Below are 23,726 nucleotides of genomic sequence, written 5' to 3' on the forward strand. Positions count from 1 at the left end.
GTAGTGCACAAAATTGAAGTAGAGATGGGGTAAATGGATTTCACAGAAAATTTCACCTATTGAACATTCCTTTAAACATACTACACTTGTATTACTATCCTGTCTATACCTTCAAGGAGAAAAACTGATGCATACGATCGCTCGCACCCCAACCACCGATATGGAAGTTACCAGCATTCGCCTAGAGCGGGAACTCAAAGATAAGCTCAAAGAAATAGCTGGGAATCAGGGATATCAAGCTCTGATCCGAGATATCCTTTGGAATTATGTCCAGCAAAAATCAGGTGAGTGGAAGCCTCGATTTTCGCGATCCGACATTCGAGCTAGCATAGCTGCCACAGCTCAGCAAGAAGAACGCTGTGTACTTACAGGTCAACTAATTCAACCCCAAGAACCGATGTTGTTAGGACTAACGAGGAATGGCGATATGGTTCCTCTGAGTGTCGAGAGCTTGGCTGGATAAACTTCGTCCATTTTCGAACCTGGAGTAGGGCGGGCCGAAAAGCCCGCTACTACCAGCAGGGAGTACAAGATGCTTTTACTACTTTAAAAAATATAGTTCTGAAAATTGATGCGGTTTAGTTTTATATTCAGACGAATGCAGCTTAGTTATTTTTACTAATAACTGGGCTGCATTCAAAATTTAGCCAGAACTGCCCAACCTCTGATGAGCAAGAATTTATTTAAATTTAAGCTCTACTCCAAATTTCTGCCACAGGTTGAGAGCAAGACGCTCACAAACTCGCTACCACAGTTACGCTATCAGTGTAGGTCTGAATACGAGTGTGTCTCGTTGGTGCAGCCTCTTGTAGAGAAGAGAAGCCTACACTGCAAGAGCAACCTCCTTGTGTCTTTTTTACTTTTATTGATATTTTACTGAGAGTTACGGAGATCAAAGAGTAGCTTGTTAAACCTACTAGTTTTTTCAAGAAATGTAATAAAGCTTTATAAAACAAGTTACGTAATTTTACGTCCTCAAAAGAGGAATTTTGCTGTAATTCCAGAGAAATTACGGTTTATGTATACTTACAGACAGGATACAGTTAATAAATTATTTCAAGATAGAGCAGTTAAAAATAAGCTAACTTAAGCATTTATAGGATATCTTAAGTATTTTATTACTTATGTAATAATGTAGCAATTTGCTTGATGTAGTGGAAATTTGGCCATCTGAGATAGAAAAGGGCTATAACAGGTGAGAGAAAGTATTCACACAAAATTTGTCAATTATCAGGGTGTAGCAACACAACTAACGTGAAGAATATGCCAAGAGGTTGGGTGCAAGAACAATGGGGTTATTATCCGAGGGCGTGCCAAAAATGAAAAAGCCTTTATCATCGCCGCCACATTACATAGATGACATAGATCGACTACAACCTTACCAAGTCAAGCTGATGCAGCATCAGGAAGAACCTGCCCGCGAGTTGGTACAAAAGATTAACCAAATCATTGCTAATAACTCTGCTACGGCTTTGATGCTGCAAGAGATTGCCCAATTGCTAGGAGTTGCTTTTCAAGTAGATTGCTGCTGCTTGGTTTCAGTAGCGGATGAAACATCAGACGAAGCAACTACTACTAATTGGTGTGCTGATGAGTATCTAGGGTTACCACACCCAGAAGAAATGTTTTCGATGGAACAGTTGCTTATGCACTCGCCAGTGCTGCAATGTGCTGCCCAACCATTAACTATTGAAGACATTTCCATAATTCAGAACAGTCTGGTAGTTGGGTGTCAATATTTACCACTACCGATAAAAGCGGTTTTGGCAATTCCCACTCGGTTTGGTGGCAATAATAATGGAGTGATTAATCTGATTAAATTCCAACCTTATGAATGGAGTGAATCAGAAAAACAATTGCTCAAAGAAGTGGAGTCGGCTTGCGCGATCGCTTTTTCTGTAGTAGCACAAGCTCAACAAATTACTCATCAAGAGCAGTCCCTGGAAAAGAGCAAGCAGCATCAAAACTTGATCAAGCAATTAACTCTATTAAGTCGTAGCAACTTGGAGCTCAATCAAATGCTCCAATTAGTTATCGCCTCGACAGCCGAATCTCTACAGGCAGATCGGGGTTTGCTTATATTACTAAAATATACAGATCCATTATTTAAGACTCAAGCTAAAAAACAAATCCCGAAAGCGAAAGCTACTGTGATTGCTCAATGGGCTAAAGAAACACAAAATTCCGGCACTAGTCAACTAGATACTTCAGCTCAGTCTTTCTTGATTTCAGACTGTGGTTTATGCCAGCGTGCCTTCATGGATTTTGGAAAACCAGTAATCTTCGATGACTATACAGACCAAAACGATACCTTGACAGCTGCTCCATTATTTGCAATGGAGGAATTGCCTGCGGTACTTTTAGTACCATTGGAAAGTCAAGGTAAAATTTTAGGATTCTTGGTGCTACAGCAAGCTGTGATTCGCAATTGGCAACCAGCAGAATTAAATCTTGTGGAAATGGTTTGCGCTCAAGTGAGTAACGCCATAATTCAGTCACAGACATTGCGCCAAGTGCAAACTTTGGTAGATGAGCGGACGGCAAAACTCCAGAGTAGTCTGGAACTCCAAGCGAAATTGCATGAAAGAACACGGCAGTATGTCGAGCAGCTGCGAAAACTTAATGAACTCAAAGATGAATTTTTGAGTAACATGAGCGATCGCCTACGCTACCCCTTGACAAATATGCTGATGTCAATAAAAAACTTGCGTTTGCCAGGAATAGCACCAGAGCGTCAGGGTAAATATCTGGATATTCTTGAGCAGGAATGTTCAAAGGAAATCAACTTGATTAATGACTTGTTGACCCTCCAAAAGCTAGAGTCGCCTCACGAAGCCCCGCAACTAGAATCTATAGATTTAAATACTAGAATTCAAGATATAGCAGCATCTTTTAAGAAAAAACTTGGCGAAAAGGGATTAAATATTTCTGTAGATTTGCCGGAGGAATCGCTCAAATTGCAAACTGAACTGGAGAGCTTTGACCGCATCCTGCAAGAATTGTTAACGAATGCCTGTAAATACTCAGAGCCTGATACAATAGTATGCCTTGAAGCTGCTCACCGAGTCGATCAACAAATCGATCAAGTTATCATGAAGGTGACGAATACAGGACGTGCCATCTCTGAAGAAGAAGCGACCTACATCTTTGATAAGTTCCGCCGTGGAAAAGGGCGTTGGACTCCAGGGACTGGCTTGGGACTTGCTTTAGTCAAGTCTTTAGTGCAGCATCTAAATGGAGCGATCGCTGTTGAAAGTCTCCCAATCTCGGATTCTGAACAGAGCGAAATTTGCTTCACCTTGACTTTGCCCCAATTTTCTGACGAAAGCAAACCATAATTCTGAAAGTGACTAAAAAACAGAACACAACAGAGAACCCTGATTTGCAGTCTTCCACTGATGACACCAACCTAGAAGGGGATTTGCCTACTGAGGTAGAAGTTCAAATTGAGAAAATAGCAGAGCGACAGCGACAAATCAGTGCTAAAGTCCAAATTCCCCACCCAGTGGAGCAAATCTGGAAGGTTCTGACAAATTATGAAGCCTTACCAGACTTCCTCCCCAACCTCGCCAAGAGTTGCCTAATCGAGCATCCCAATGGTGGAATTCGACTGGAGCAAGTAGGCTCCCAACGTTTACTGAATTTCAACTTTTGTGCGCGGGTAGTTCTAGATTTGGAAGAATGCTTCCCCAAAGCAATTAATTTCCGCATGGTAGAGGGAGATTTTAAAGGCTTTTCTGGTAGCTGGTGCTTAGAGCCTTATTCTTTCGGTGAGTATCTAGGAACAAATCTGTCCTACACAATTCAAGTTTGGCCTAAACTCACTATGCCAGTGGGAATTATTGAAAATCGCCTGAGCAAAGATTTGCGGTTAAATCTTTTGGCTATTCACCAACGTGTAGAAGAGCTAGCCAGCAAAGAGCTGTATGCATAATAACAGTTAAACCATCATTCAGGAATACACCTGAATGATGGTTTTTATTGCTAGATTTCAAACAAAAAAGCTTTTGTTTTTTGTGGTTTTTAAGTACCCCCAGGGGAATTCGAATCCCCGTTACCTCCGTGAAAGGGAGGTGTCCTAGGCCTCTAGACGATGGGGGCATCGGACTCAGACCTTTTATAAGTTAACCAATTTCCTTGCCATTGTCAACAGGTTTTGCCAAAAAAAGTTTCTGGCAGTTAAACTGGGTGGAAGCAAAAGCTTGAAGAGGATATAAAGATATGGAGATAGATAAAAAAGTTCGTAGATGCTTCTGTGGTCAGCCGCAGGGTGCGTCAGCATTGGGCGCTGGAAATTTCGGGGTATACACATATCTAAAAAACGCTGAAGACAGTAAGGAACAAAGGGTATGATGTTGTACTTTGTAGAGTTAATATCTACGGTTTTTTACCAGAGATTTTGAAATAAATCGCTCAAAATCTACAACATGGAAGCATCTTTTGAAATCACCATACAGATGGCGATCGCTGTCTTTGCAGGCATTAGCGCCCAAGTGCTGGCTGCATACCTTCGTGTACCCAGCATCGTCTTGTTATTGCTATTGGGCATTTTGTTTGGCTCTGATGGCATAGGGCTTTTGCATCCCCACGTGCTAGGCACTGGGCTGGAAGTTATAGTCGCCCTAGCAACGGCAATCATTTTGTTTGAAGGCGGACTTAACTTGGATCTGCGTGAGTTAGGTAGAGTTTCAGTCAGCCTACAGTTGCTGGTCACTCAAGGAACGCTAATCACCCTGCTTGGTGGAAGTATGGCAGCCCACTGGTTGGGTGAATTTCCCTGGAACATAGCTTTTCTCTATGCTTCCATAGTCGTGGTGACAGGTCCAACCGTCGTTGGGCCATTGCTCAAACAAATCAATGTAGATCGACAAGTGGCAACACTTTTGGAAGGAGAAGGGGTTTTAATTGACCCTGTAGGAGCTATCCTCGCCTTCGTTGTCCTCGATACGATTTTGAACGGCGATGCTGGCCCGATCAATGCGATCGTCGGTTTACTTATACGTCTGGGTGTTGGTGCAGCAATTGGTGGTGCTGGCGGTTATCTGATGAGTTTGATTTTTAAACGCGCCAGTTTTCTGTCATTTGAGCTAAAAAACTTAGTCGTGTTGGCGATACTTTGGAGCTTGTTTACCTTATCGCAGATGATCCGCAGTGAATCGGGAGTAATGACAACAGTAGTTGCAGGAGCAGTCTTTGCTAACTCCTCAGTCCCGGAAGAACGTCTGTTACGCAGCTTTAAAGGTCAGCTGACAATTCTCAGTGTCTCGGTGCTATTTATCTTATTAGCTGCTGACCTATCCATTGCCAGTGTGTTTGCTTTGGGTTGGGGTAGTTTATTCACCGTTTTGGTACTAATGTTTGTCGTTCGCCCGATTAATATCTTGTTGTGTACCTGGAACAGTGACCTCAACTGGCGACAGAAACTATTTTTAAGCTGGGTTGCTCCGAGAGGAATTGTTGCTGCCTCTGTAGCTTCTTTTTTTGCAATTTCACTGACACAGCGCGGCATTAACGGCGGTGATTCCATCAAAGCTTTAGTTTTCCTCACAATTATCATGACTGTTGTTTGCCAAGGGCTAACAGCTGGCTGGGTTGCGAAATGGCTAGAAATCACCTCTAAGGACGTAACTGGGGCAGTGATTGTGGGTTGTAATCCCTTGAGTCTTGTGATTGCTCGTTTCTTTCAAGAACGGGGAGAAAATGTGGTGATGATTGATACTGACCCCGAATGTCTTGTGCAAGCCGAGGCGCAAAATCTCCGGGTTATTGCCAGCAGTGCGCTGGATGCTGCTGTTTTGGAAGAGGCAGGACTTGCCTCTATGGGTACTTTTTTGGCTATGACAAGTAATGGGGAGGTGAATTTTGTTTTGGCTCAACGAGCAGCTGAGGAGTTTAAACCCCCGCGCGTCTTAGCTGTTTTTCCCCGCGATCCGCAAGCGAGTACCTCAGCTAGTAATAAAGTTAATCAAGCTTTTGTTCCAGACTTAGCGATTAAAACTTGGAATGAATATTTGAATGATGGGCGAGTGAAGTTGGGGACAACTACGCTAGATGACTTGGAGTTTTCAACTCAATGCGATCGCATCCAAGAAAAGATTCGGACTGGGGTGTTGATACCGTTATTGGTAGAACGAGCAGAACGCTTACAGGTAATACCAGCTAACCAAGATTGGGAAATTGGCGATCGCATTATTTACCTATTGCATGACCCCAGACCTAGCCTTTTAAAACGCTTATCTGGTGTTACCCGATCCACTCCCCTCTCTCTAGAAAAGTTACCAGAGGTTGAAGACCTATCCCTGGCAGAATTATCTCAACTTTCTACTAGTGAGGCTCCTGGGGGATGAAAGGGATGGGGGGCATAGGAAGCAGGGGAAGCAGGCGAGGAATTCCTAACTCTTGACTCTTAACTCTTTATTAACTTTGGGAAGGAATAAATTCGCCTTCTGGTGGTTGTTGTAAATTACCAAATTCTGGTCTTGGCGCTTCTTGATACATTTGCCATTCCTGCCAGAGTAAAGCAGACAAATGTACTATGGCGAGAATTAGCGTCGCCACCGCAATTAGGTAACTGTGTATTGTGTAAAGGTGTTCGACAGTAACTGTGTTAATCGCTCCACCCCCAGTCAGGATTTCGCGCAGTTGTCCACCAATGAAAGGAATGGCTTCGATGGTTCCTAGCTCAATGCTAAAACGCCAGTATCCTTCCTGAGTCCAATCTAAAATCATTGCTGTCCAATCCAGCCCGATCGCACTTAGGGTTAACAAAATCACACTAATCCAAGCAGCCAGCCAACTCTTGCGAAATTGCCGACCTAAAAACATCACCACAATTTGAATTAGAGCGATCGCAATTACCGCGTTACCAGCAAGATCATGCGCTCTCCAAAACAACCAGCCGTATGGCAGTTGTGTATTAATCATCTTCAATGAGTTATAAGCTCCGCCTGCTGTCGGTTCATAGTAAAAAGAAAGCATTACTCCGGTAGAGATATAAATTAAACACAGAGTCAAAATCACGACTGATAATATCGTCGCTATTCGTCGCAAAATCTGATCGAACTGGGTGCTTTGCATGGCTCACCCCTCCTGTTCTTAACTAAGTATTTATTCTTAATTCTAATTTTAGCTAAGAAATATTAATAAATTTTACATTTATTCAGATAAAAATAAAGTTTTTTAAATCAAATATTGTACCCAAGCTTTTAAGGGTTCTGGTGAGCCATACCAAACTCCAGGACTTCTAGGAGAATGCTTGACACCTTCAATCACCAGATTTTCTGCCCCCTCTAAATGAGCAGCTTCAATGGGTGTAATGCCATCTCCCCAAGTGTTGCCCTTTCCACAGGTTAATTGATAACTACTGTAAGCTAACCAACTACCAGGTCGCCTTTCTCCAAAGATAGTTTTGCCAGCTACACAAACGTAACAAACGTTTTTGTAAAAAGCTCCTGGATAGTTATTGGTGACAAAATCTAGATTGGAGCGTGTCCAGCGTTCTTGGCTAATATGGGGTGTACCTAAGGTGATGAGAGTAGCAACCAAAGGATGCCCTTGCCAGAGAAATGGTTTGACATCACCGCGTGCTAAATAGGGCTTTTCTCCCATGTAAATGCGGGATATCCAACCTCCGGCTGAGTGACCAATTAAGTTAATTTGAGTAGCATTATGTTGACGTAATATATGCTTGATTGTGTAATCGAGTTGTTGCAGAATCAGTGTTACGGGTCTTACTCCCAAAGTGGGGAGCCAGTCACGCCGCCGCAGTGGAACTGTAACTGTGGGAAAATCTAAGTTTTGTAGGGATTGTTCTAGTTGGCGATAAGCGATCGCACTTTCTAGATATCCAGGCAAAATAACTGTTGGTAACGGCATTTAAAATTTTGGATGCAAGATTGAGGGTTTGAACTTTTTTGACGAAGAAGTAGTCATATTCAGGAACTAGAATTGCGATCGTCTGACTCACTCCTTTGAGAAAAAACCAATAGCTTTGGTGGGATTTAGCGCTAGGATGTCAATAAAATTGTACAATTTGCAACAGTTTGAGGAGCTACTGATGTGGTAGTATTTTCAAATAAGGGTCAAACCTAGATAAGCACGTGTGTCATCTGTTACAGAAGTGTAGTTGACTTAAAAAACAAGGCAACTTCGGCAGATTTTTAATGTATTCAACCTTGTGCGTTTACTTAAACTTTATAAAACTCCCAGATATTAATTTTAATTGTGTGCGTCATAACAATAAAAAATCAAAAGTAGTAATTTTTCAAATATCTCTTTAGCAAGCTCGAATTTTGAAGATATGATACAGCGTCATTAGATTAATTAAAAACTTGAATAAATGGCAATTTTGGCGTTTTGATTGCCAACTGAGGAAGTTATTATTTCCTTATGAGGAACGCATCTCTTACAAGATATTGCAATGTCGGAGAGAGAAAATCGCTAGTAAACTGCAACTGAGTGAGTGAACGATAACAGCTATGTCTTACGTCTCCCTGCTGAAAAATATACCAGAAATTTTAAGCCAGCCAATTGGGATAGCAGCTATAGCCTCCCTTGGTATCCACGGTGCGATCGCGATGATCGTACCATTGATGCCGATGGAGTCTAACAAGCCCAAAGAAATAGCATCATCCAAAACAGTCGGACTTTTGGAATTGAGCCAAGCAGACCAAAACCGTTTGCCGCAAAGCACACCCCAAATTGGTTTACAACAATTACCTCCAGTTGCCCCACTTGCTGCTCCAAACTTTAGCGCCCAAACTGGATTAACCCCATTAGCCCCATCACCATCCGGTCAGCTGGTATTACCTCCGCTACCGGCATCATCGAATAACTATCGAGTCTCTTCCTTGCCTACAAGGCAGTCTTTGCGGATGATTCCTAGTGATAATCTGCGGTTTGACGCGTCTAAATTTGATAGTTCTAAATTTAATACCAGCGCCAGATTCTCTCGACCAGTTCCTCGGGTGAATGTGAATGAGAGCGTCGCCAAATACGAGCCACCTAAGCCGCTAGCTGTAAATAGGTTGCCAGAATTGCAGTCGCAGCAAATACCTGCTGATCTTCTGCGGAATGCCCAGCCTCCAATCCTATCTAACAGTACACCCGTTGAAACAGCACAGGTAAATACGACTTCTGTGCCAATTCAGGCAATGACGCAACCAATTCCGAATGCGTCGTCTGCAATTGCTCAAAACCCGCTGATAAATTCTCTAAAACAAGCTCCAACGAATCGGGGTATTTTAATTGGAACTAGGGGAAGCACGCTACAAACACCCGATTTATCGACTAAGGGAACTCAACAGGCAATTGCACAGCTAGACTCCTACGCCAACCTGAGAAAGGAAGTCCAGCAACAATACCCCAACGCTGAACAAAAACCAGTCATCCGCCAAACATTATCCACGAATAAGTCAAATCTTGAAGGTGCTGTTTTGGGTGTATTGGTTGTAGATCCTGATGGTAAGGTCTTAGATATAAAATTTCAAGACAAGTTAATTTCCCCGGAATTGCAATTAAAAGCAAGGCAATACTTCAACAAGCAATCCCCTAAGGGAGATAAACAGATTAGTTCCTATCCATTCAATCTACGTTTCCAAAACAGTACGAGCAATCTTACTGGAATTAATCAAGAGCAAAAGCCCTCGTCATTATCTGCACCGGGAATCAATAACAATCAGCTTACCCCCTCACCAGCAACTACTTTTAAACCATTACCTAATTTACAAATCAGAAATAACCCACCTACATCCTCACCAACAGGTACTCTCAAACCATTAACTGCACCAGCAGCTACTCCCAAACCATTATCTGAACTGCAAATTAAAAATAACCAGCCTACGCCTTCATCGGCAGCTACTACTTCTGAACCGTTGTTGTTGCCGAAAATCAATCAGGGCCAGTCTACATCTGCTGCTGAATCGGATAAAAAATTAGTAGAACGGTTGCGCGAAGTCAAGGAAAACAGACAAAAGTCTAATCCAGAAAAATAATCACCCGCTGATAATTTTGGATTCAGGTAGGGGTAATTTATCTAGACGCATTCGCAGCGTCTGATAAAGAAGCGGCTACTCTACAAGTTCTCAACTGGAGTACCTGCAGGTTATTGTCCTTACCTGAAAATCATTCTTTTCGACTATTGTTTGTATAAGTCCTGTTTAAAATACAATCCGCTTAGATTAAGGGTTATTGATGTAGATAATTGGTTTTTCAAGACGCGATAAATCACGTCTTTAAATCATGGTTTTGGGTTTAAAATATTATTTTTAGTAGTTGACAAATTAGCGATCGCTAGTTCGTCATCCATAATATTTAACTTAGAAGTTCGTTAAAAGGTTCCAACAAGGATAATGCACTGAAGAATTTCCAATAAATAAATTCTCCTATGTTGTGGGATGAGCGTCTAGCTGGCCATTAACTAAAGATAGGCAAAACCGCTCACCCCACAAAAACTAGACGGGATAGCTACTTTACCAGCCTTGTTCTGCATTTTGAAAAACGTAATCAGCTACCTCTAAAATCTCTTCAGAACTTAACTTGCCTTTAAAAGCAGGCATGGCATTTTTACCATTTTGCACTTGGTGGATAATCGCCTGGATTGAGTCTTGATTGTAATTTTCTAGGTATTTTGACAATGCTTCCTTTTTCAAGGTTTTCTGGCTGATAAGGATGTTACCGCCACCTATATGGCAAGAAGCGCAGTTAGCCTCAAAAATTTTAGCACCATTGGATGTTTCGGCAGCTAGCGCTGGACTAATGAATGTAAATTTGAATAGGGTGATCGCCGACAGTAGAATTAATAAAAGTATTCTCAACAAAATTTCCTCGTAACAAGGCTCCAGCAAGAGTATAAACGCGATTAATCCCTGATTAAGTCAAATTTGATCAAAATTGGCGGTAACGAGTTCACTCCTTGATCGCTACAGATTGTTTAGCGTCTTAGGTAAGGATAGGACTAGTTACCGCCATTTGTGTATTTTGTGCGTCACTCTAGGAGTGTGGCGTGTTGCTATGAGCTAATTTCACTGAGTAATCTCTTATGTGAAACGATAGTGTTTCTAGCCTTGGACAGTAATTGTACCAACCATGCCAGCACCACGGTGAGGTTCACAGTAGAAGGTGTAGTCACCAGCAGGTGCGTCTGCTGCAAAGGTGGTTGTTTCCTTTTGACCAGGACTCATGAGCAACTTCTTGTGAGACAGAGATTTAGCTAAATCGGCGCTCTTAGTGGGGTTTTTGGCAGCATCAAACACAACATTATGGGGAGGAACTTTATTGTTCACCCATTCAATAGTGTCACCTGGTTTAATTGTCAACTTTTTCGGTTCAAATGCTAGCAGTCCTTTATCGCTACCCAATTTCACCTTGTAGGTTTCAGCTGAAGCACTGGGAGTAAAAACAGCAAAGCTGCTAACAACTAAAAGGATTGTCAACACAGCTAAACTAAGGCGTCGCCAGCTTGCCGAAATTAATTTCATAGCTCTCTCCTAACAAACAATTTTTTTCCCTTTCTCATTTTAAATAAAATCAACGCCAAAGTATGACAATCTGTCATATATCTATTTTTTTTTTAAGAATGGAGAGTAATTTATTGCAAAAAGCCGTCCAATCAGCAGTAAATGGGGAATAGGAAATATGGAATGGGGAATGGGGAATGGGGACTAAATTCTTCCCAATGCCCTATTTCCAATGCCCAATGCCCTATTCCCAATGACTCAGTTCCGGGATTTAGTAATAGATTTTTCCGCCTCCCCACTTAGTACCAACGATTTTGGGTTGTAAGAGAATATGACCGGCGATCGCCTCCAAGTCATCATCTGTCAGATTTCGCACTGCTGTGAAAATATCTGCGCTTTTGAGACTGGGGTGTATTTCGGAAATCTCTTCTTCCCCGTCGTAAGTAGTGGGATTTTTCAGGTAATCTACTAAACCTTCAATGTTGTTACGGTTAGGTGTTGCCAGTGCCAAGTCCTCTGGAGTGAGTCCCACATTTTGGTTTGTCTTGGTAACTCCACCAGCATGACATTGGGCGCAAGCGTAATTAAATAAGCGTTTGCCTTCTTTGACTTGTTTAAGGTTGAGTACAACGGTATCACCTTGAGTATTTAATGGCACTGTTCGGGTAGCTTCGTCTAGTTCCACTGCTGTCGCGCTACCGACAATCAACTGAAACGAGAGTAAAACAGTAGCCACAACAACGCCAATTAGTCTTATAAACATGTTTCCCCTTAAAGATTTTGACGCTCAACACAGCTAAGAACGCGATTCTCAATCTCCAAGCTGCTAATTGCTAATGACTCATTGTTTTTTATCATTAGCTATCAGTTATTAGCCAAAGTTCTGAAATAACCCTTCAGGGGACTTCGTGATCACCCACCAAGTCGTTAGTACCTTCAGGGCGTATTTCAGAGGATATTTGGGAAATAATTGCCTTTGCATCTTCTAACGCCAAACGGGTCTTTTGGTGTTTGTAGGCGATTCCCAGTTGGTTGCACAGAGAAAACACTTGTTCTACAGGAATGCTGTAGTCGGCTGCTATCTCTGCGATCGATAGGTCTGCAAAACCCATAATGCTTGTTTACTGATAGATAGAGATTGAGTCGCTGTAATACCAATATCACGTTAGGAGTGCAATTTGTTGCCCAAAATACTGTTTAGGGAATGGGGCATGGGGCATAGGGTATGGGGAATGGGTTCTGGGGTCTAAGGAATCGGGCATAGGGAACAGAGAGAGCAAAGGAGAATAATTAATGCTCAATGCCCAATGCCCCAATACCTATTAACCTTTTCCCCCGGTAAAGGTGACGCTTTGAATAAAGTAACGATTAAAAAAGGCATAAATGCTTAAAGCTGGCAGGGTAAAGACCATAGAAGCCGCCATAATGTAATTCCAATAGCTGATGTATTGACCTTTGAAGGTGTTCAGCCCCAAAGGAAGGGTAAACATTTCTGGGTCAAATAGGATAACTATAGGCAGTAAAAAATTATTCCAACTCCCCATGAACACAAAAACTGCCTGTGCTGCTAGTGCTGGTTTTGCCAAAGGTAAGACAATATGTCGAAAAATTCCAAAGGTATTCAAGCCATCTAGTTGCGCTGCTTCTTCTAGTTCTTTAGGAAAATTAACGAAAAATTGCCGCATCATGAAGATAAAAGTGGCATTAACCATGCTAGGTACAATCATGCCTTGATAAGAATTCAGCCAGCTGATCGCTTTCAAAATCAAAAATGTGGGAATCAGGGTGATTTGCGTCGGTACTGCTAGTACTGCCAAAATTAGGAAGAACCAAAAGTGCTTGCCCACAAAGCGCAGTCTTGCCAAGGCATAACCAGCCATTGAATTTAACAACAAGTTTAAAAGCGTAACGCTGACGGCGATCGCTACACTGTTGAACAACCAGCGCCAAAATAGCGGTTCTTGGAGAAAGATTTGCCTGTAGTTATCGAGAGTAAAATTCTTGGGGAGAAAGTTGGGTTCACCACTGACAATCTCTGTTAGTGGCTTAAATGATGCTGAAAGTGCCCAGAGAAAGGGAATTAGGGTAATGATGGCATAAAGTGTCAGCAAGATGTACAACAGGGCTTTGAGCCAGGATAAGCCAGAGGTGTTAGTCAAATTCGTTCGCCTCCGAAAAGTCGCCGCTGAATCAAAGTGATGGCAATGATCACTGCTGTTAACAAAAATGCGATCGCAGCTGCATATCCCATTTGTAAATTCCGAAATACAGCTTGATAAATCAGCAGCACCACAGTTAAGGTAGCGTTGTTTGGTCCGCCAGTACCGCCAGAGAAGATGTAAGACTGGTCAAAAAGTTGAAAAGTGCCAATTACCCCCACTGTCGCCACAAAGAAGGTTACAGGCTTAAGCAAGGGAAGAGTAATGTGGATAAATTGTTGCCATCCATTTGCACCATCAAGTTCTGCGGCCTCGTAAAGTGTTTGGGGTATATCTTGCAACGCCGCCAGATAAATCACCATAAAAAACGGCGCTGTTGACCAAATGTTCATGATCATAATGCCTTTGAGCGCAACTGCTGGATCGCCCAACCAGTTATAAGTAGGTAGCCCCACAAAAGCGAGAAAATCGTTTAGTAGCCCATCAGTGTTATAAATCCACATAAAGATGAGTGTCAGCACTGCTGAAGAAGTGACTGTCGGCAAAAAATAGAGGATGCGCCACCAGTTTTTACCGCGAATCCCAGAATTCAGAGTTACTGCCAGAATTAAAGCTAGGATAGTTTGAGTTGGCACAACAATGGCTACATATTCGGCTGTGTTTCTCAAAGCAATCCAAACTCTTTCATCTTCAGCTAATCGCGTGAAGTTGCGAAAACCGATGAACTCGTACTCAATACCACCAAGAAGTTGGACTTTTTGCAAAGAAAGAAAAACGGCGTAGAGAATGGGTAAGACTACAAAAGTTCCCAAAACTAGAATGGTGGGCATCATGAAGATATACCCAGCCAAGTCTTCGGTGATGTTCCATCTGGAATTTCTGCGCCACCTGTTGATTTCAAACACTACTGAACCTCCGTTTAATCTCGCACTAACCCGGCTGTAGCGATGGGTTGTGCATGATTATTTATCGTACTCCTGTCACAAAAGCATTCAATCCTCATTTTGTAAGGAAAAGATTATTCTGCTTTGGGAAAAGGTTAGAAAATTATTGAAAAACTTGCTTAACTTAGCTGTTGTTCTCTTTTTGGGCTATGCACCAGAGTGGAATTTTTATCTTTAGAAGAGGTTTCTATATATCCTTTGATAAAAAAATGCCAATTTTATCAAAGGATTATTCATTGTAACTGCTTCTTAGGTATTGTAAACTCTCTGTGAAAATAGGTACTTTTTAAAAATGGAGATTTTAAATGATGCTTCATTCACTCAGAATCTGGATTGTTCCACTAGTTTTGACCTCAGTTAGTCTTTGCTCAAATGTAAGCAGAGCAACAGCAAAGACCATTTATCCATTTATTGGCAATTATCGGACAACAGTCAATATTACGCCTATTTCAGGCAACGTTTCACAGGTATTTGAGGTTGGTTTGAGTGATGATGCCCCCTATGATTTAGGATTATACAAAGGTTTGACATACTCTGTGATTGATGACAAGGGAAATCTCACTTTTAACAATAATCCAGAAGTATTTGGTGTCCAAGGTTTCCCATTAGGCTACATTGTGTTTGGCGACGATGATAACAAGTTATTTGGAACTAGTGATGCCAGTGCTTCAGTTAATTTTGATAATCTGACAGCGAAAGGTTCTGGCATCGTGAATATCACAGGGGGTAAGGGCATATTCAAAAATGGTATAAGCACACTATTGTTCTCCGAAGAGGACATTGTTAATTTAGGATCAACTACTACCTTGAATGGTCTGGCTCTAGTCAGCGGCTCTATCGAAGTTCCCCAAGAAGTTCCAGAACCAACAATCATCATGGGGGCAGTAGTAGTCTTTGGTGGATTAGCTGTTGGTTCGTTTACAAAGCGAAAGAGAACTGCTAGAAAACAACATTAGTGGCAAACATTAAAGTATTCATAAACGCTTTAATTCTTATTATGGATGCTTTAATGTTTACCATATTGGAACTTCGTGTTCAGAACTCGGAACTTCGAGAATTCAAGAGTAAATGAAGACTTAGCTTCAAGGAATATGAGACTCAACTTACAATCTCACCTTTACAGGGCTGTTTCGACACGATTCAAAAATTCGCTCAAGACTTGCAAGAATCGTTCCGTCTCTTCGAGATGAGGCATATGTGAACTGTTTTCAAACAGTACCCACTCAGAGCCAGAAATACCCTGGTGAACTGTTTCAACACAAGTAGGCGTAACCTCATCGTAACGACCTGATAGCAGCAGTGTAGGTACGATAATTTCACCGAGGCGGTCTTGAATATTCCAGTCGATGATTTTGCCTGTACCCCGAAACTCTGTACCAACTTTACTGTAAGCTCTAGTTAAGCTGCTGGGCCAAGGGTCTAGTCGGCAAAGAAAAGAATGATTGAATACTTCCATTGCCTGTTTGTATTCGGGGTCTTGAGTAGTACTATCGGCTTCGTGTTTACGAATGACCTCTTGTACTTCGATTGGTAGCTCATTCATCAGGCTATAAGCTTCAGTGACAAATTGTCGAATGCTAGAAGGCGTGTTACCTAGAACGAGACTGACTAACCCAGTCGGTTGAGAAAGAGCATGTTCCAAGGCTAAACAACCGCCCCATGATTGCCCAAAAAGATGAATTTGGTCTAAATTTAAGGCACTGCGGACGGCGAAGAGTTCTTCTTTGAATAAATCTATGGAATATAAGTTGGGGTCTGTGGGGCGATCGCTATTACCACACCCTAATTGATCGTAAAAAATCACCCTGCGTCCGGTTGCGGCGATGCCTGCGGCGGGCGAAGCCAACGCTTCTAATGGTTCTAAGTAGTCGTGGGGTACTCCTGGTCCTCCGTGAAGACATAGCAGTGGTAGCTTTTTAGAATCTTCTTGGTCTGGTTTAACAATGCGATACCACACCTGATGACCACGGAATAAGATAAAACCTTCAACGGCAGAAATTGTACTCATGGAGTTGATATTTTACTTTTTAAACAAGTATACGTAGTTACTGCATCGCCTTAATCTGCTGATTAGCTTCATTCTCTGCCTTCAGCATTGCCTGCTTTAGTGGTTGTTGTCCTAATAAGGCACTGACAAACTGGTTATCAAAATTATTCATGATCGCACTTGGATACTGACCTACCTGCCACGGTGTAGCATAATTCACACCTGCGACTAATGGCGATCGCAACAGGTCTTGGTCATAACCCAAATTCTTTGCCACTGATTTACGTGTTGGCAAAGCAAACCCTGTTCCTGTCCACTTTTGCATTCCTTCTTTACCTGTGAGATAAGAAATCAACTCCCAGGCTTCGGCTTTGTGTTGTGCTTGCTTATTCATGACGTAGGCAACTGTAAACACCATTGTGCCTTTTTTATCATTAATCATAGGTACTGGTGCAGTAGCAAACTCTACTTGGGGAAAGGTTTCAGTTAAATAGGGAATTGCCCAGTTACCTTCAATCACCATTGCCACTTTACTCTGACCAAACATTTCACTACCTGAGTTTGTCCCCACATCAGATTTTTGGGCAGATGAGTGGTCTTTTTGGTACTGGTTTATTACCAACTCTAAACCCTGTAAACCTGACTCACTGGCAAAAGTAGCATAACCATTTTGATCAACAAGTTGTCCACCAAAGGCTTTAATTTTATAAGCTTGACGCGCTAATTCTGGAATTTCCCCAAAGCCATATTTGTTAAGTTTGCCTGTCAATTGTTGCGAGTAGTTACGTAATTCATCCCAAGTCGCTGGCGGATTACTCAAGCCTGCGGCGGCGAAGGCTTTTTTGTTATAAAACAGGGCAAGGGTGGAATAGTCTTTGGGAAGACCGTAAATCTGATTTTGGTATTTGAAACTGTCGAGTAGGGTATCTTCAAAATCCGTTAGGTCAAATTCGGGGGTAATGTAACTTTCTAATGGTTCTAGGACATTTTGACTCATTAAGAAAGGAGCTTCCAGCGCATCTAGATAAAAAACATCGGGCGCAGCTTCCCCAACTAAACGAGTTTTGATTACATCCATGTATTGGTCGGAAATTACCTCATATTTGACTTTAATAGTTGGATGTTGTGCCTCAAAGTCTTGCAGTACTTGTCTCAAGAGTTTTTGCTCAACAGGAGAGCCTCCCCAACCACTAAGTTTGATGGTGACTGCGGTAGATGCTAACGGCTTGCTTGGCAATTGTAGGCTATGACAAGCAATAATAGCGATCGCGATCGCCATCACCAATGCCAAAAAATTAAATAATCCTTTATTGTTCACAAACAAATAATATTCTCTTTCCTGGCTTATACCTTGTGTTATTAAGGAATAATATTTTACTTATTTGAAATTTTGGCTGAAAATTGCAAGCTAAAATAACGAAAAATTATCAGCAATGCTAATTAAAGCATACTGAGTCCTTTTGCAACCTGATTTATCCGAGGATACTTCACCCATAATTTATGTTGATGGATTCTGTTCAGATTGAAACAACTGCGCCACTGGCTCTGGAATTTACCCAGATTGCCTCACCACCAACAGCAATTGCTCGAATTTCCAAGGATACTATTCGCACTAGTTTGCAAGCCTCTACTGCGGATTCTGTCTTAGCATCGGTTTACTCTCTTGGAACTGGCGGGATTTTACTCAGCAATTTATTAGTGGAGTTGGGTGCTAGTCCAGTGGTATTTGGGATGCTGTCTTCTATTCCCATGTTGGTCAATCTCATTCAGCCGTTGGGTGCTTACTTGTCAGAACGCAGCACCAGCCGCTTTCAATATTCGCTTCGGACACACGGAATTGGTCGGCTGCTATGGCTGATTTTAGTAATTGGTATTGTCAGCGTCAGCTTGCAAGTGATTGATGCTCACCAGTTAGTCATATTGACACTCTTGATTGTTCTATTCAGCAATCTTTTGGGAGGACTAGGAACTGCATCGTGGCTAAGTTGGGTGGCAATGATAGTTCCCCGGCGATTACGAGGCAGGTATTTTGGGACACGCAATAGTGCTGCTAGTCTAACTAATTTGGTTTGCGTACCAATGGCTGGTCTAGTTGTATCACATTGGTATGGGGGAACTTTACAAGGTTATGGGATAGTTCTACTGGTAAGTGTTGTGTTCGGGATTATGGGATTGGGGTGTCAGTCTTTCCAGGTGGATATGAATCCGCAATTGCAAAACACTTATTATGGCAAGTCATCACCAACAAGTGAGATTCAATCAGAGGTTGCAAAAGATGAATCTTCTGAAGCGCTTCAATCAATTCATTTGCCACAAGACCAGTCAACTAACAGCATCTGGAAAAACTCTAACTTTTTGATTTTTCTGCTGTATTTCAGCTTCTGGACGCTTGCTGTTAACCTTAGCAGTCCTTTTTTTAACCTCTATATGCTCAACACGCTGAATTTAGATGTCAGCTATGTGACTATCTACAACAGCCTTCAGGCGGGGGCAACTTTGCTAATGCTTATCCTGTGGGGAAAATTAGCAGACAAGATAGGTAATCGTCCCATCCTCATCTGTATTGGGATTTTGGTTGGAGTCACACCACTATTGTGGCTAGGGATTGGGGTAAATCGCTTTGATATTTGGTTGTGGTTGCCACTGTTACATATCTTGACTGGAGGTACTTGGGCGGCAATTGACTTGTGCAGTAACAATATACAATTGGGCATTGCACCAATTAAAAATCAGTCTATCTATTTTGCAATCGCAGCTGCCGTTGCTGGAGTAAGTGGTGCTTTGGGCACAACTATAGGCAGTTTCATCGTCCAATTTGCCCAGTCTGGAGGTTTACTAAGCTTGTTTGTCCTCTCTGGTCTATTCCGACTAATAGCCCTTGTTCCACTCATGTTTCTCCAAGAGCCAGGCAGAGCATGAGAGAAACAGGGAGCAGGGAGAAGAGTTTTCTCCTCTGCCCCATGCCCAATATTTCGGCTTACCTCGGCTTACTTCGACTACGCTCAGTACAAGTCGCTCGGCACAAGTCGCAGTTCGACTGCGCTCACCGTAAACTCAGTACAAGTGCCCAATGCCCAATGCCCAATGCTTTATTCTGCGGCGGTAGAAGTCAAGGACATTGTTTCCCACAACACCATGTGAGGTGTTGTTAATACAGGCTGGTGTAGGGCAATCAACTGGGCTAAGGTGTTCTTTAATTGGGTACGAGGTACGATATCATCAACAAAACCGTGCTGGAGCAAATCTTCAGCAGTCTGGAAATTTTCGGGTAGTTTTTCCCGCAGGGTTTGCTCAATCACTCGCCGACCAGCAAAACCAATGGTTGCTTTGGGTTCTGCCAAAATTATATCGCCCAACATTGCAAAACTAGCGGTAACACCGCCCGTTGTCGGATTGGTCAAAACAGGAATATATAATAGTCGGGCGTCTTTATGGCGCTGTAAGGCTGCGGAGATTTTTGCCATCTGCATCAAAGAGAGCATACCTTCTTGCATTCTCGCGCCACCGGAGGTACAGATAATAACTACAGGATAGCGTCGTTGAGTGGCTTGCTCAATCATCCGGGTGAGTCTTTCTCCCACAACCGAACCCATACTACCACCCATGAAGCGAAAGTCCATAACTCCAAGGGCAATGGGCAAACCATTGATTTGACCTAAACCAGTTCTAACCGCGTCTATTAAGCCAATTTTATCTTGTGTTTCCCGCAAGCGATCGCTGTAGAGTTTGCGATCGCGAAATTCTAACGGGTCGGTTGGACGCAAATGCTCATCCAGCGCTTTCCAGGTATTGTTATCTATCAATTGACGGATGCGCTCATCACTGTCTACCCGATTGTGATGACCACATTCGACACAAACCATCTGATTGGCTTTCAAGTCTTTTGTATATGCCAACACGCCGCATTTAGAACATTTGTGCCACAAACCATCAGCAATTTCACGTTCTTGGCGTTCGAGGCTGGTAGATCCTGACTTCCTTCGATTTGCAAACCAATCAAATAGAGACTTTAAACCACGTGATTCTTCGTTGTTAGCCATTTTTTATTTTATTTTAAGTGGGTATGAGGTCGAAAACATTTCAAACCGTATTGGGTTGTGCTTAGTCATAAGTCATTTGTCTTTACTAATGACTTATGAATACATCGTTAAACTACGTTTTTAAGCAATTCAGACCTTAATTTTCGTCTTTGGTTGCCAGCTTAACGAAAATACTTATACCAATACAAGTCTCTTGCTCTTTTTTTCAGCAGACTTAATTATATGGACGTAGTGACAAAACCATGAGAATACCAACCTCCAAATAAGATGCTTTCCCCCTCCCACCCTAATCAATTATTCGTATTGCTAGGTTCTGAACAATCAGCATCTGTTGCACTAGTTGCGCTTGCCAACGGTTAATCGTCGTTAAGAGGGTAATACAAGTCACAAGCTGAATATTATCAAAATGTGAAAGGTAGATGGGGTAATGTTGGTTACAGTCACAAATTATAAATATTTCTTATCAAAGGGCATTGGGCAAAACAGTGCTGAGTGCTGAGTGCTGAGTTAGGAGTTAAGAGTTAAGAGTTATTCTCCCCCTGCTCCCCCTGCCTCCTCGGTCACTGAGCGTAGCCGTTCGCGCAGCGTCTCGTAGAGAAGTGCTGCTCCCTGCTCCCTCTTCCCCACTCCGATTCAAGAGGCTGGAAAAAATAACCGCAGGTAGCTAGACAAAATGGCTTCGCCACTAAATAAAGTAATCACAGATCCTAAAGCCAGAAAAGGGCCAAAAGGTATCTTTTGTCCTAATTTTTGTCGCGATCGCTGCATAATCAAAACACCGATACCAATTAACGCTCCCAGCGCACAGGCAATAAAACTAGCCAACAGCAGATATTTCCAGCCTAACCAGGCTCCCATCATGGCTGCTAACTTGGCGTCACCTGCACCCATTGCAGTTTTACCAAAGGCAATTGAACTCAATAGAGCGATCGCATCAAACAGCCATAATCCTAATACTGCACCAACTATAGCCATTATCAGGTGATTTACCAATGCCACAAAACTACCCTCTGGTAGAAAACCAACCACCATTTGAAACAAAATCCCTACCACTAAACCCGACTGAGTAAGTGGGTTGGGTAGGGTCATTGTATCTAAGTCGATGAGTGATAGCGCCAATAACCAACTGCAAAAAGCCCAATAGCCTATTGTTAAAGTCGAAACTTGAAAGACCAAAAAAATTAGTAAAAAAATTATGCCCGTTACCCCTTCTACCACAGGATAACGGACAGAAATTTTGCTTTTGCAATATCGACACCGCCCTCTTAAGGAAATCCAGCCGAACACTGGTACATTGTCGTAAGCTTTTAGCTGGTTTAAGCATTTAGGACAACGAGAAGGCGGCCAAAGAATTGACAACCCAGCAGGTAGGCGATAAACAATAACATTGAGAAAACTACCAATAGATGCACCTAAAGCAAAGACCATTACACTCGCCGGGATGGCGAACAAAATGTCCATACAGTCATTTGTCCTTTGTCATTTGTCCTGTGTCATTTGTGCTTTGTCATTTGTGCTTTGTCAATAACTAATGACCATTCTAGAGACGCGATTAATCGCGTCTCTACTGACTAATGACTAATGAACAATGACTAATACATGTGCGATTCAATTTGACTTAAGGGTACAAAACACTCTTGAGGTAAAAGAACTGGTTGGTTAGTAAAAATAACCTTACCTCGATGAGTCACACGATTAATTGCTACACCGGAAGGTTGCCCAGCTATTTCGGGATGGACTTCACAGTGAGTATAGTATATCTGCCCAGCGGCTCTGATTACAGCAGGATCAATCAAAGGCGATTGGTTCTTTGGGGCGGTAAAATTTGCTTGTCCTTGTCGTAATGCGTACACTATCGACTGTTATTTGATTGCTAGATTTCCCTTTAGTCTACCCGAAACTTATGGCAAAGGTTGCCAAATTGGCCAAGTTGCTCTATAAAATTATTTTTGTTCAATAGCTTTGATGAGTGAGTCTCCCATAGCGCGGCAACCCAGGAGATTTTTGCCTGGAGAAATTATATCTCCTGTGCGATCGCCCTGCTCTAAAACTTGCAAAACCGCTTGTTCGATGCGATCTGCTGCTTTTGGCTGGTCTAAACCGTAGCGTAACATCATCGCCGCACTCAAAACCTGTGCTAAAGGATTTGCCTTATCAAGTCCAGCAATATCTGGGGCGGAACCATGAACTGGTTCAAACACACCAGGCCCAGAAGCGCCCAAACTAGCTGAGGGTAACATCCCAATACTACCTGTGAGCATGGCAGCAGCATCAGAGAGAATATCACCAAACAAGTTGCCTGTAACTATGGTGTCAAACTGCTTGGGAGCGCGTACTAACTGCATAGCTGCATTATCTACATATAAATGAGAGAGTTCGATATCTGGATATTCTTGAGAAAGTTGGGTGATGCGATCGCGCCACAGCTGAGATACTTCTAATACGTTCGCCTTATCTACCGAACAAAGTTTTCCACCGCGTTTTTTAGCTGCTTCAAACGCCACCCGCCCAATACGCTCAATTTCCGATTCGGTGTAAACCATTGTATTTACACCGCGTTTCTCGCCAGTTTCTGTAGCAAAAATCCCTTTAGGTTTACCGAAGTAAATCCCACCAGTGAGTTCACGCACCACCATAATATCCACGCCTTCCACAATTTCGCGTTTTAAAGTCGAGGCGTCGATTAGCTGGGGCAAAATTTTTGCTGGGCGCAAATTGGCAAATAATCCTAAACCGGCACGTAGTCCTAACAAACCGGCTTCTGGGCGTAAATTAGATGGCAGAGAATCCCACTTATAACCACCAATCGCGGCGAGCAACACAGTATCACTGTTACGGCAAGTCTCTAGAGTAGCAGATGGTAGGGGTTCCCCTGTGGCATCAATTGCTGCACCACCGATGAGGGCTTCTTGGAATTCAAACTTCAGATCAAATTGCTTCCCTACGACTTTCAGCACATCTACCGCCACTGCCATAATTTCAGGGCCAATGCCATCGCCGGGGAGTAGAGTAATGCGGTAATTCTCTGTCATAGCTGGTTATTACTAGGTAAATGCTTGCAGATTAAATATCATACCCAGCAAAATGTACCGATGGAGTTTTTAATTAATTTGGGTGTAGCTCTAACGTAATCATCTGGC

At 42.5% G+C, this 23,726-nt stretch carries 21 protein-coding genes and 1 tRNA gene; 7 read left to right on the plus strand and 15 right to left on the minus strand.

What is annotated here, in order from left to right; genetic code table 11:
* Positions 1–127: 127 nt before the first annotated feature.
* From V7K60_RS00295 to V7K60_RS00305, 3 genes are all read left to right on the plus strand, one after another.
* A complete protein-coding gene (locus V7K60_RS00295) occupies positions 128–463 on the plus strand; it encodes a hypothetical protein (RefSeq protein WP_094347436.1) in 336 nt (111 codons plus the stop codon).
* 856 nt (positions 464–1,319) lie between these two features.
* Entirely contained in the window at positions 1,320–3,338 is a 2,019-nt protein-coding gene (locus tag V7K60_RS00300; RefSeq protein WP_334921975.1) for a GAF domain-containing sensor histidine kinase, read from the plus strand.
* 8 nt (positions 3,339–3,346) lie between these two features.
* Positions 3,347–3,934 carry an SRPBCC family protein gene (locus tag V7K60_RS00305; RefSeq protein ID WP_334921977.1) on the plus strand — a complete coding sequence of 196 codons (588 nt, stop codon included), beginning with the start codon at positions 3,347–3,349 and terminating at the stop codon, positions 3,932–3,934.
* A 94-nt stretch (positions 3,935–4,028) separates the two neighbouring features.
* Here the strand turns inward: V7K60_RS00305 and V7K60_RS00310 are convergent.
* A tRNA-Glu gene (locus tag V7K60_RS00310) sits at positions 4,029–4,101 on the minus strand.
* Positions 4,102–4,427: 326 nt separating this feature from the next.
* Here V7K60_RS00310 and V7K60_RS00315 point away from each other — a divergent pair.
* The gene (locus tag V7K60_RS00315; protein WP_334921978.1) at positions 4,428–6,347 is read left to right on the plus strand and encodes a cation:proton antiporter; all 1,920 of its coding nucleotides are present in this window, start codon (positions 4,428–4,430) and stop codon (positions 6,345–6,347) included.
* 70 nt (positions 6,348–6,417) lie between these two features.
* Here the strand turns inward: V7K60_RS00315 and V7K60_RS00320 are convergent, their stop codons facing one another.
* Entirely contained in the window at positions 6,418–7,077 is a 660-nt protein-coding gene (locus tag V7K60_RS00320; RefSeq protein WP_334921980.1) for a cytochrome b N-terminal domain-containing protein, read from the minus strand.
* A 102-nt stretch (positions 7,078–7,179) separates the two neighbouring features.
* Positions 7,180–7,875, minus strand: a complete 696-nt coding sequence (locus V7K60_RS00325; RefSeq protein ID WP_334921982.1) for an esterase/lipase family protein — start codon at positions 7,873–7,875, stop codon at positions 7,180–7,182.
* Between the two features lie 602 nt (positions 7,876–8,477).
* Here V7K60_RS00325 and V7K60_RS00330 point away from each other — a divergent pair.
* Positions 8,478–9,992, plus strand: coding sequence for a hypothetical protein (locus tag V7K60_RS00330; RefSeq protein ID WP_334921984.1), 1,515 nt, complete (start codon positions 8,478–8,480; stop codon positions 9,990–9,992).
* 477 nt (positions 9,993–10,469) lie between these two features.
* On the opposite strand, the gene petJ is transcribed toward V7K60_RS00330, so the two are convergent.
* The 6 genes from petJ to V7K60_RS00360 form a co-directional block, all read right to left on the minus strand.
* Positions 10,470–10,814: a cytochrome c6 PetJ gene (gene petJ / locus V7K60_RS00335; RefSeq protein ID WP_334921986.1), complete on the minus strand. Its 345-nt coding sequence runs from the start codon at positions 10,812–10,814 to the stop codon at positions 10,470–10,472.
* Positions 10,815–11,057: 243 nt separating this feature from the next.
* Complete coding sequence (gene petE, locus V7K60_RS00340; RefSeq protein WP_334921987.1) at positions 11,058–11,477, minus strand: plastocyanin; 420 nt, start codon at positions 11,475–11,477, stop codon at positions 11,058–11,060.
* A 250-nt stretch (positions 11,478–11,727) separates the two neighbouring features.
* Positions 11,728–12,219: a photosystem II cytochrome c-550 gene (gene psbV, locus V7K60_RS00345; protein WP_334921989.1), complete on the minus strand. Its 492-nt coding sequence runs from the start codon at positions 12,217–12,219 to the stop codon at positions 11,728–11,730.
* Between the two features lie 133 nt (positions 12,220–12,352).
* Positions 12,353–12,568, minus strand: coding sequence for a hypothetical protein (locus V7K60_RS00350; protein WP_334821807.1), 216 nt, complete (start codon positions 12,566–12,568; stop codon positions 12,353–12,355).
* Between the two features lie 210 nt (positions 12,569–12,778).
* The gene (locus V7K60_RS00355) at positions 12,779–13,615 is read right to left on the minus strand and encodes a carbohydrate ABC transporter permease (protein ID WP_334921991.1); all 837 of its coding nucleotides are present in this window, start codon (positions 13,613–13,615) and stop codon (positions 12,779–12,781) included.
* Positions 13,612–14,520, minus strand: coding sequence for a carbohydrate ABC transporter permease (locus V7K60_RS00360; protein ID WP_334921992.1), 909 nt, complete (start codon positions 14,518–14,520; stop codon positions 13,612–13,614). Before V7K60_RS00360 ends, V7K60_RS00355 begins: the two co-directional genes overlap by 4 nt.
* A 344-nt stretch (positions 14,521–14,864) precedes the next feature.
* On the opposite strand from V7K60_RS00360, the gene V7K60_RS00365 reads away from it, so the two are divergent.
* Positions 14,865–15,515 (plus strand): hypothetical protein, encoded by a 651-nt coding sequence (locus tag V7K60_RS00365; protein ID WP_334921994.1) that lies wholly within the window; start codon positions 14,865–14,867, stop codon positions 15,513–15,515.
* Positions 15,516–15,676: 161 nt separating this feature from the next.
* Here V7K60_RS00365 and V7K60_RS00370 read toward each other — a convergent pair whose 3' ends face one another.
* The gene (locus V7K60_RS00370; RefSeq protein ID WP_334921996.1) at positions 15,677–16,567 is read right to left on the minus strand and encodes a proline iminopeptidase-family hydrolase; all 891 of its coding nucleotides are present in this window, start codon (positions 16,565–16,567) and stop codon (positions 15,677–15,679) included.
* Positions 16,568–16,604: 37 nt separating this feature from the next.
* On the minus strand, positions 16,605–17,825 hold the full coding sequence (locus tag V7K60_RS00375) for an ABC transporter substrate-binding protein (RefSeq protein WP_334922030.1): 1,221 nt from the start codon (positions 17,823–17,825) through the stop codon (positions 16,605–16,607).
* 227 nt (positions 17,826–18,052) lie between these two features.
* Between V7K60_RS00375 and V7K60_RS00380 the strand changes: the two genes are divergently transcribed.
* Complete coding sequence (locus V7K60_RS00380) at positions 18,053–19,465, plus strand: MFS transporter (protein ID WP_334922032.1); 1,413 nt, start codon at positions 18,053–18,055, stop codon at positions 19,463–19,465.
* 170 nt (positions 19,466–19,635) lie between these two features.
* Here V7K60_RS00380 and accD read toward each other — a convergent pair whose 3' ends face one another.
* The 4 genes from accD to leuB form a co-directional block, all read right to left on the minus strand.
* The gene (gene accD, locus V7K60_RS00385) at positions 19,636–20,586 is read right to left on the minus strand and encodes an acetyl-CoA carboxylase, carboxyltransferase subunit beta (protein WP_334921998.1); all 951 of its coding nucleotides are present in this window, start codon (positions 20,584–20,586) and stop codon (positions 19,636–19,638) included.
* Between the two features lie 633 nt (positions 20,587–21,219).
* Positions 21,220–22,047 (minus strand): prepilin peptidase, encoded by an 828-nt coding sequence (locus V7K60_RS00390; protein ID WP_292785224.1) that lies wholly within the window; start codon positions 22,045–22,047, stop codon positions 21,220–21,222.
* Between the two features lie 131 nt (positions 22,048–22,178).
* A complete protein-coding gene (locus V7K60_RS00395; RefSeq protein WP_322733774.1) occupies positions 22,179–22,439 on the minus strand; it encodes a hypothetical protein in 261 nt (86 codons plus the stop codon).
* Between the two features lie 90 nt (positions 22,440–22,529).
* Entirely contained in the window at positions 22,530–23,618 is a 1,089-nt protein-coding gene (leuB, locus tag V7K60_RS00400; RefSeq protein WP_334922002.1) for a 3-isopropylmalate dehydrogenase, read from the minus strand.
* Positions 23,619–23,726: the final 108 nt, after the last annotated feature.

This window comes from Nostoc sp., assembly GCF_036917555.1.
Taxonomy (GTDB): domain Bacteria; phylum Cyanobacteriota; class Cyanobacteriia; order Cyanobacteriales; family Nostocaceae; genus Nostoc.

Coding starts and splice junctions, on each gene's coding strand:
- V7K60_RS00295 (WP_094347436.1), top strand. CDS start 128: ATGCATACGATCGCTCGCACCCCAACCACCGATATGGAAGTTACCAGC.
- V7K60_RS00300 (WP_334921975.1), top strand. CDS start 1,320: ATGAAAAAGCCTTTATCATCGCCGCCACATTACATAGATGACATAGAT.
- V7K60_RS00315 (WP_334921978.1), top strand. CDS start 4,428: ATGGAAGCATCTTTTGAAATCACCATACAGATGGCGATCGCTGTCTTT.
- V7K60_RS00320 (WP_334921980.1), bottom strand. CDS start 7,077: ATGCAAAGCACCCAGTTCGATCAGATTTTGCGACGAATAGCGACGATA.
- V7K60_RS00325 (WP_334921982.1), bottom strand. CDS start 7,875: ATGCCGTTACCAACAGTTATTTTGCCTGGATATCTAGAAAGTGCGATC.
- V7K60_RS00330 (WP_334921984.1), top strand. CDS start 8,478: ATGTCTTACGTCTCCCTGCTGAAAAATATACCAGAAATTTTAAGCCAG.
- petE (WP_334921987.1), bottom strand. CDS start 11,477: ATGAAATTAATTTCGGCAAGCTGGCGACGCCTTAGTTTAGCTGTGTTG.
- psbV (WP_334921989.1), bottom strand. CDS start 12,219: ATGTTTATAAGACTAATTGGCGTTGTTGTGGCTACTGTTTTACTCTCG.
- V7K60_RS00350 (WP_334821807.1), bottom strand. CDS start 12,568: ATGGGTTTTGCAGACCTATCGATCGCAGAGATAGCAGCCGACTACAGC.
- V7K60_RS00365 (WP_334921994.1), top strand. CDS start 14,865: ATGATGCTTCATTCACTCAGAATCTGGATTGTTCCACTAGTTTTGACC.
- V7K60_RS00370 (WP_334921996.1), bottom strand. CDS start 16,567: ATGAGTACAATTTCTGCCGTTGAAGGTTTTATCTTATTCCGTGGTCAT.
- V7K60_RS00375 (WP_334922030.1), bottom strand. CDS start 17,825: ATGGCGATCGCGATCGCTATTATTGCTTGTCATAGCCTACAATTGCCA.
- V7K60_RS00380 (WP_334922032.1), top strand. CDS start 18,053: ATGGATTCTGTTCAGATTGAAACAACTGCGCCACTGGCTCTGGAATTT.
- accD (WP_334921998.1), bottom strand. CDS start 20,586: ATGGCTAACAACGAAGAATCACGTGGTTTAAAGTCTCTATTTGATTGG.
- V7K60_RS00390 (WP_292785224.1), bottom strand. CDS start 22,047: ATGGACATTTTGTTCGCCATCCCGGCGAGTGTAATGGTCTTTGCTTTA.
- leuB (WP_334922002.1), bottom strand. CDS start 23,618: ATGACAGAGAATTACCGCATTACTCTACTCCCCGGCGATGGCATTGGC.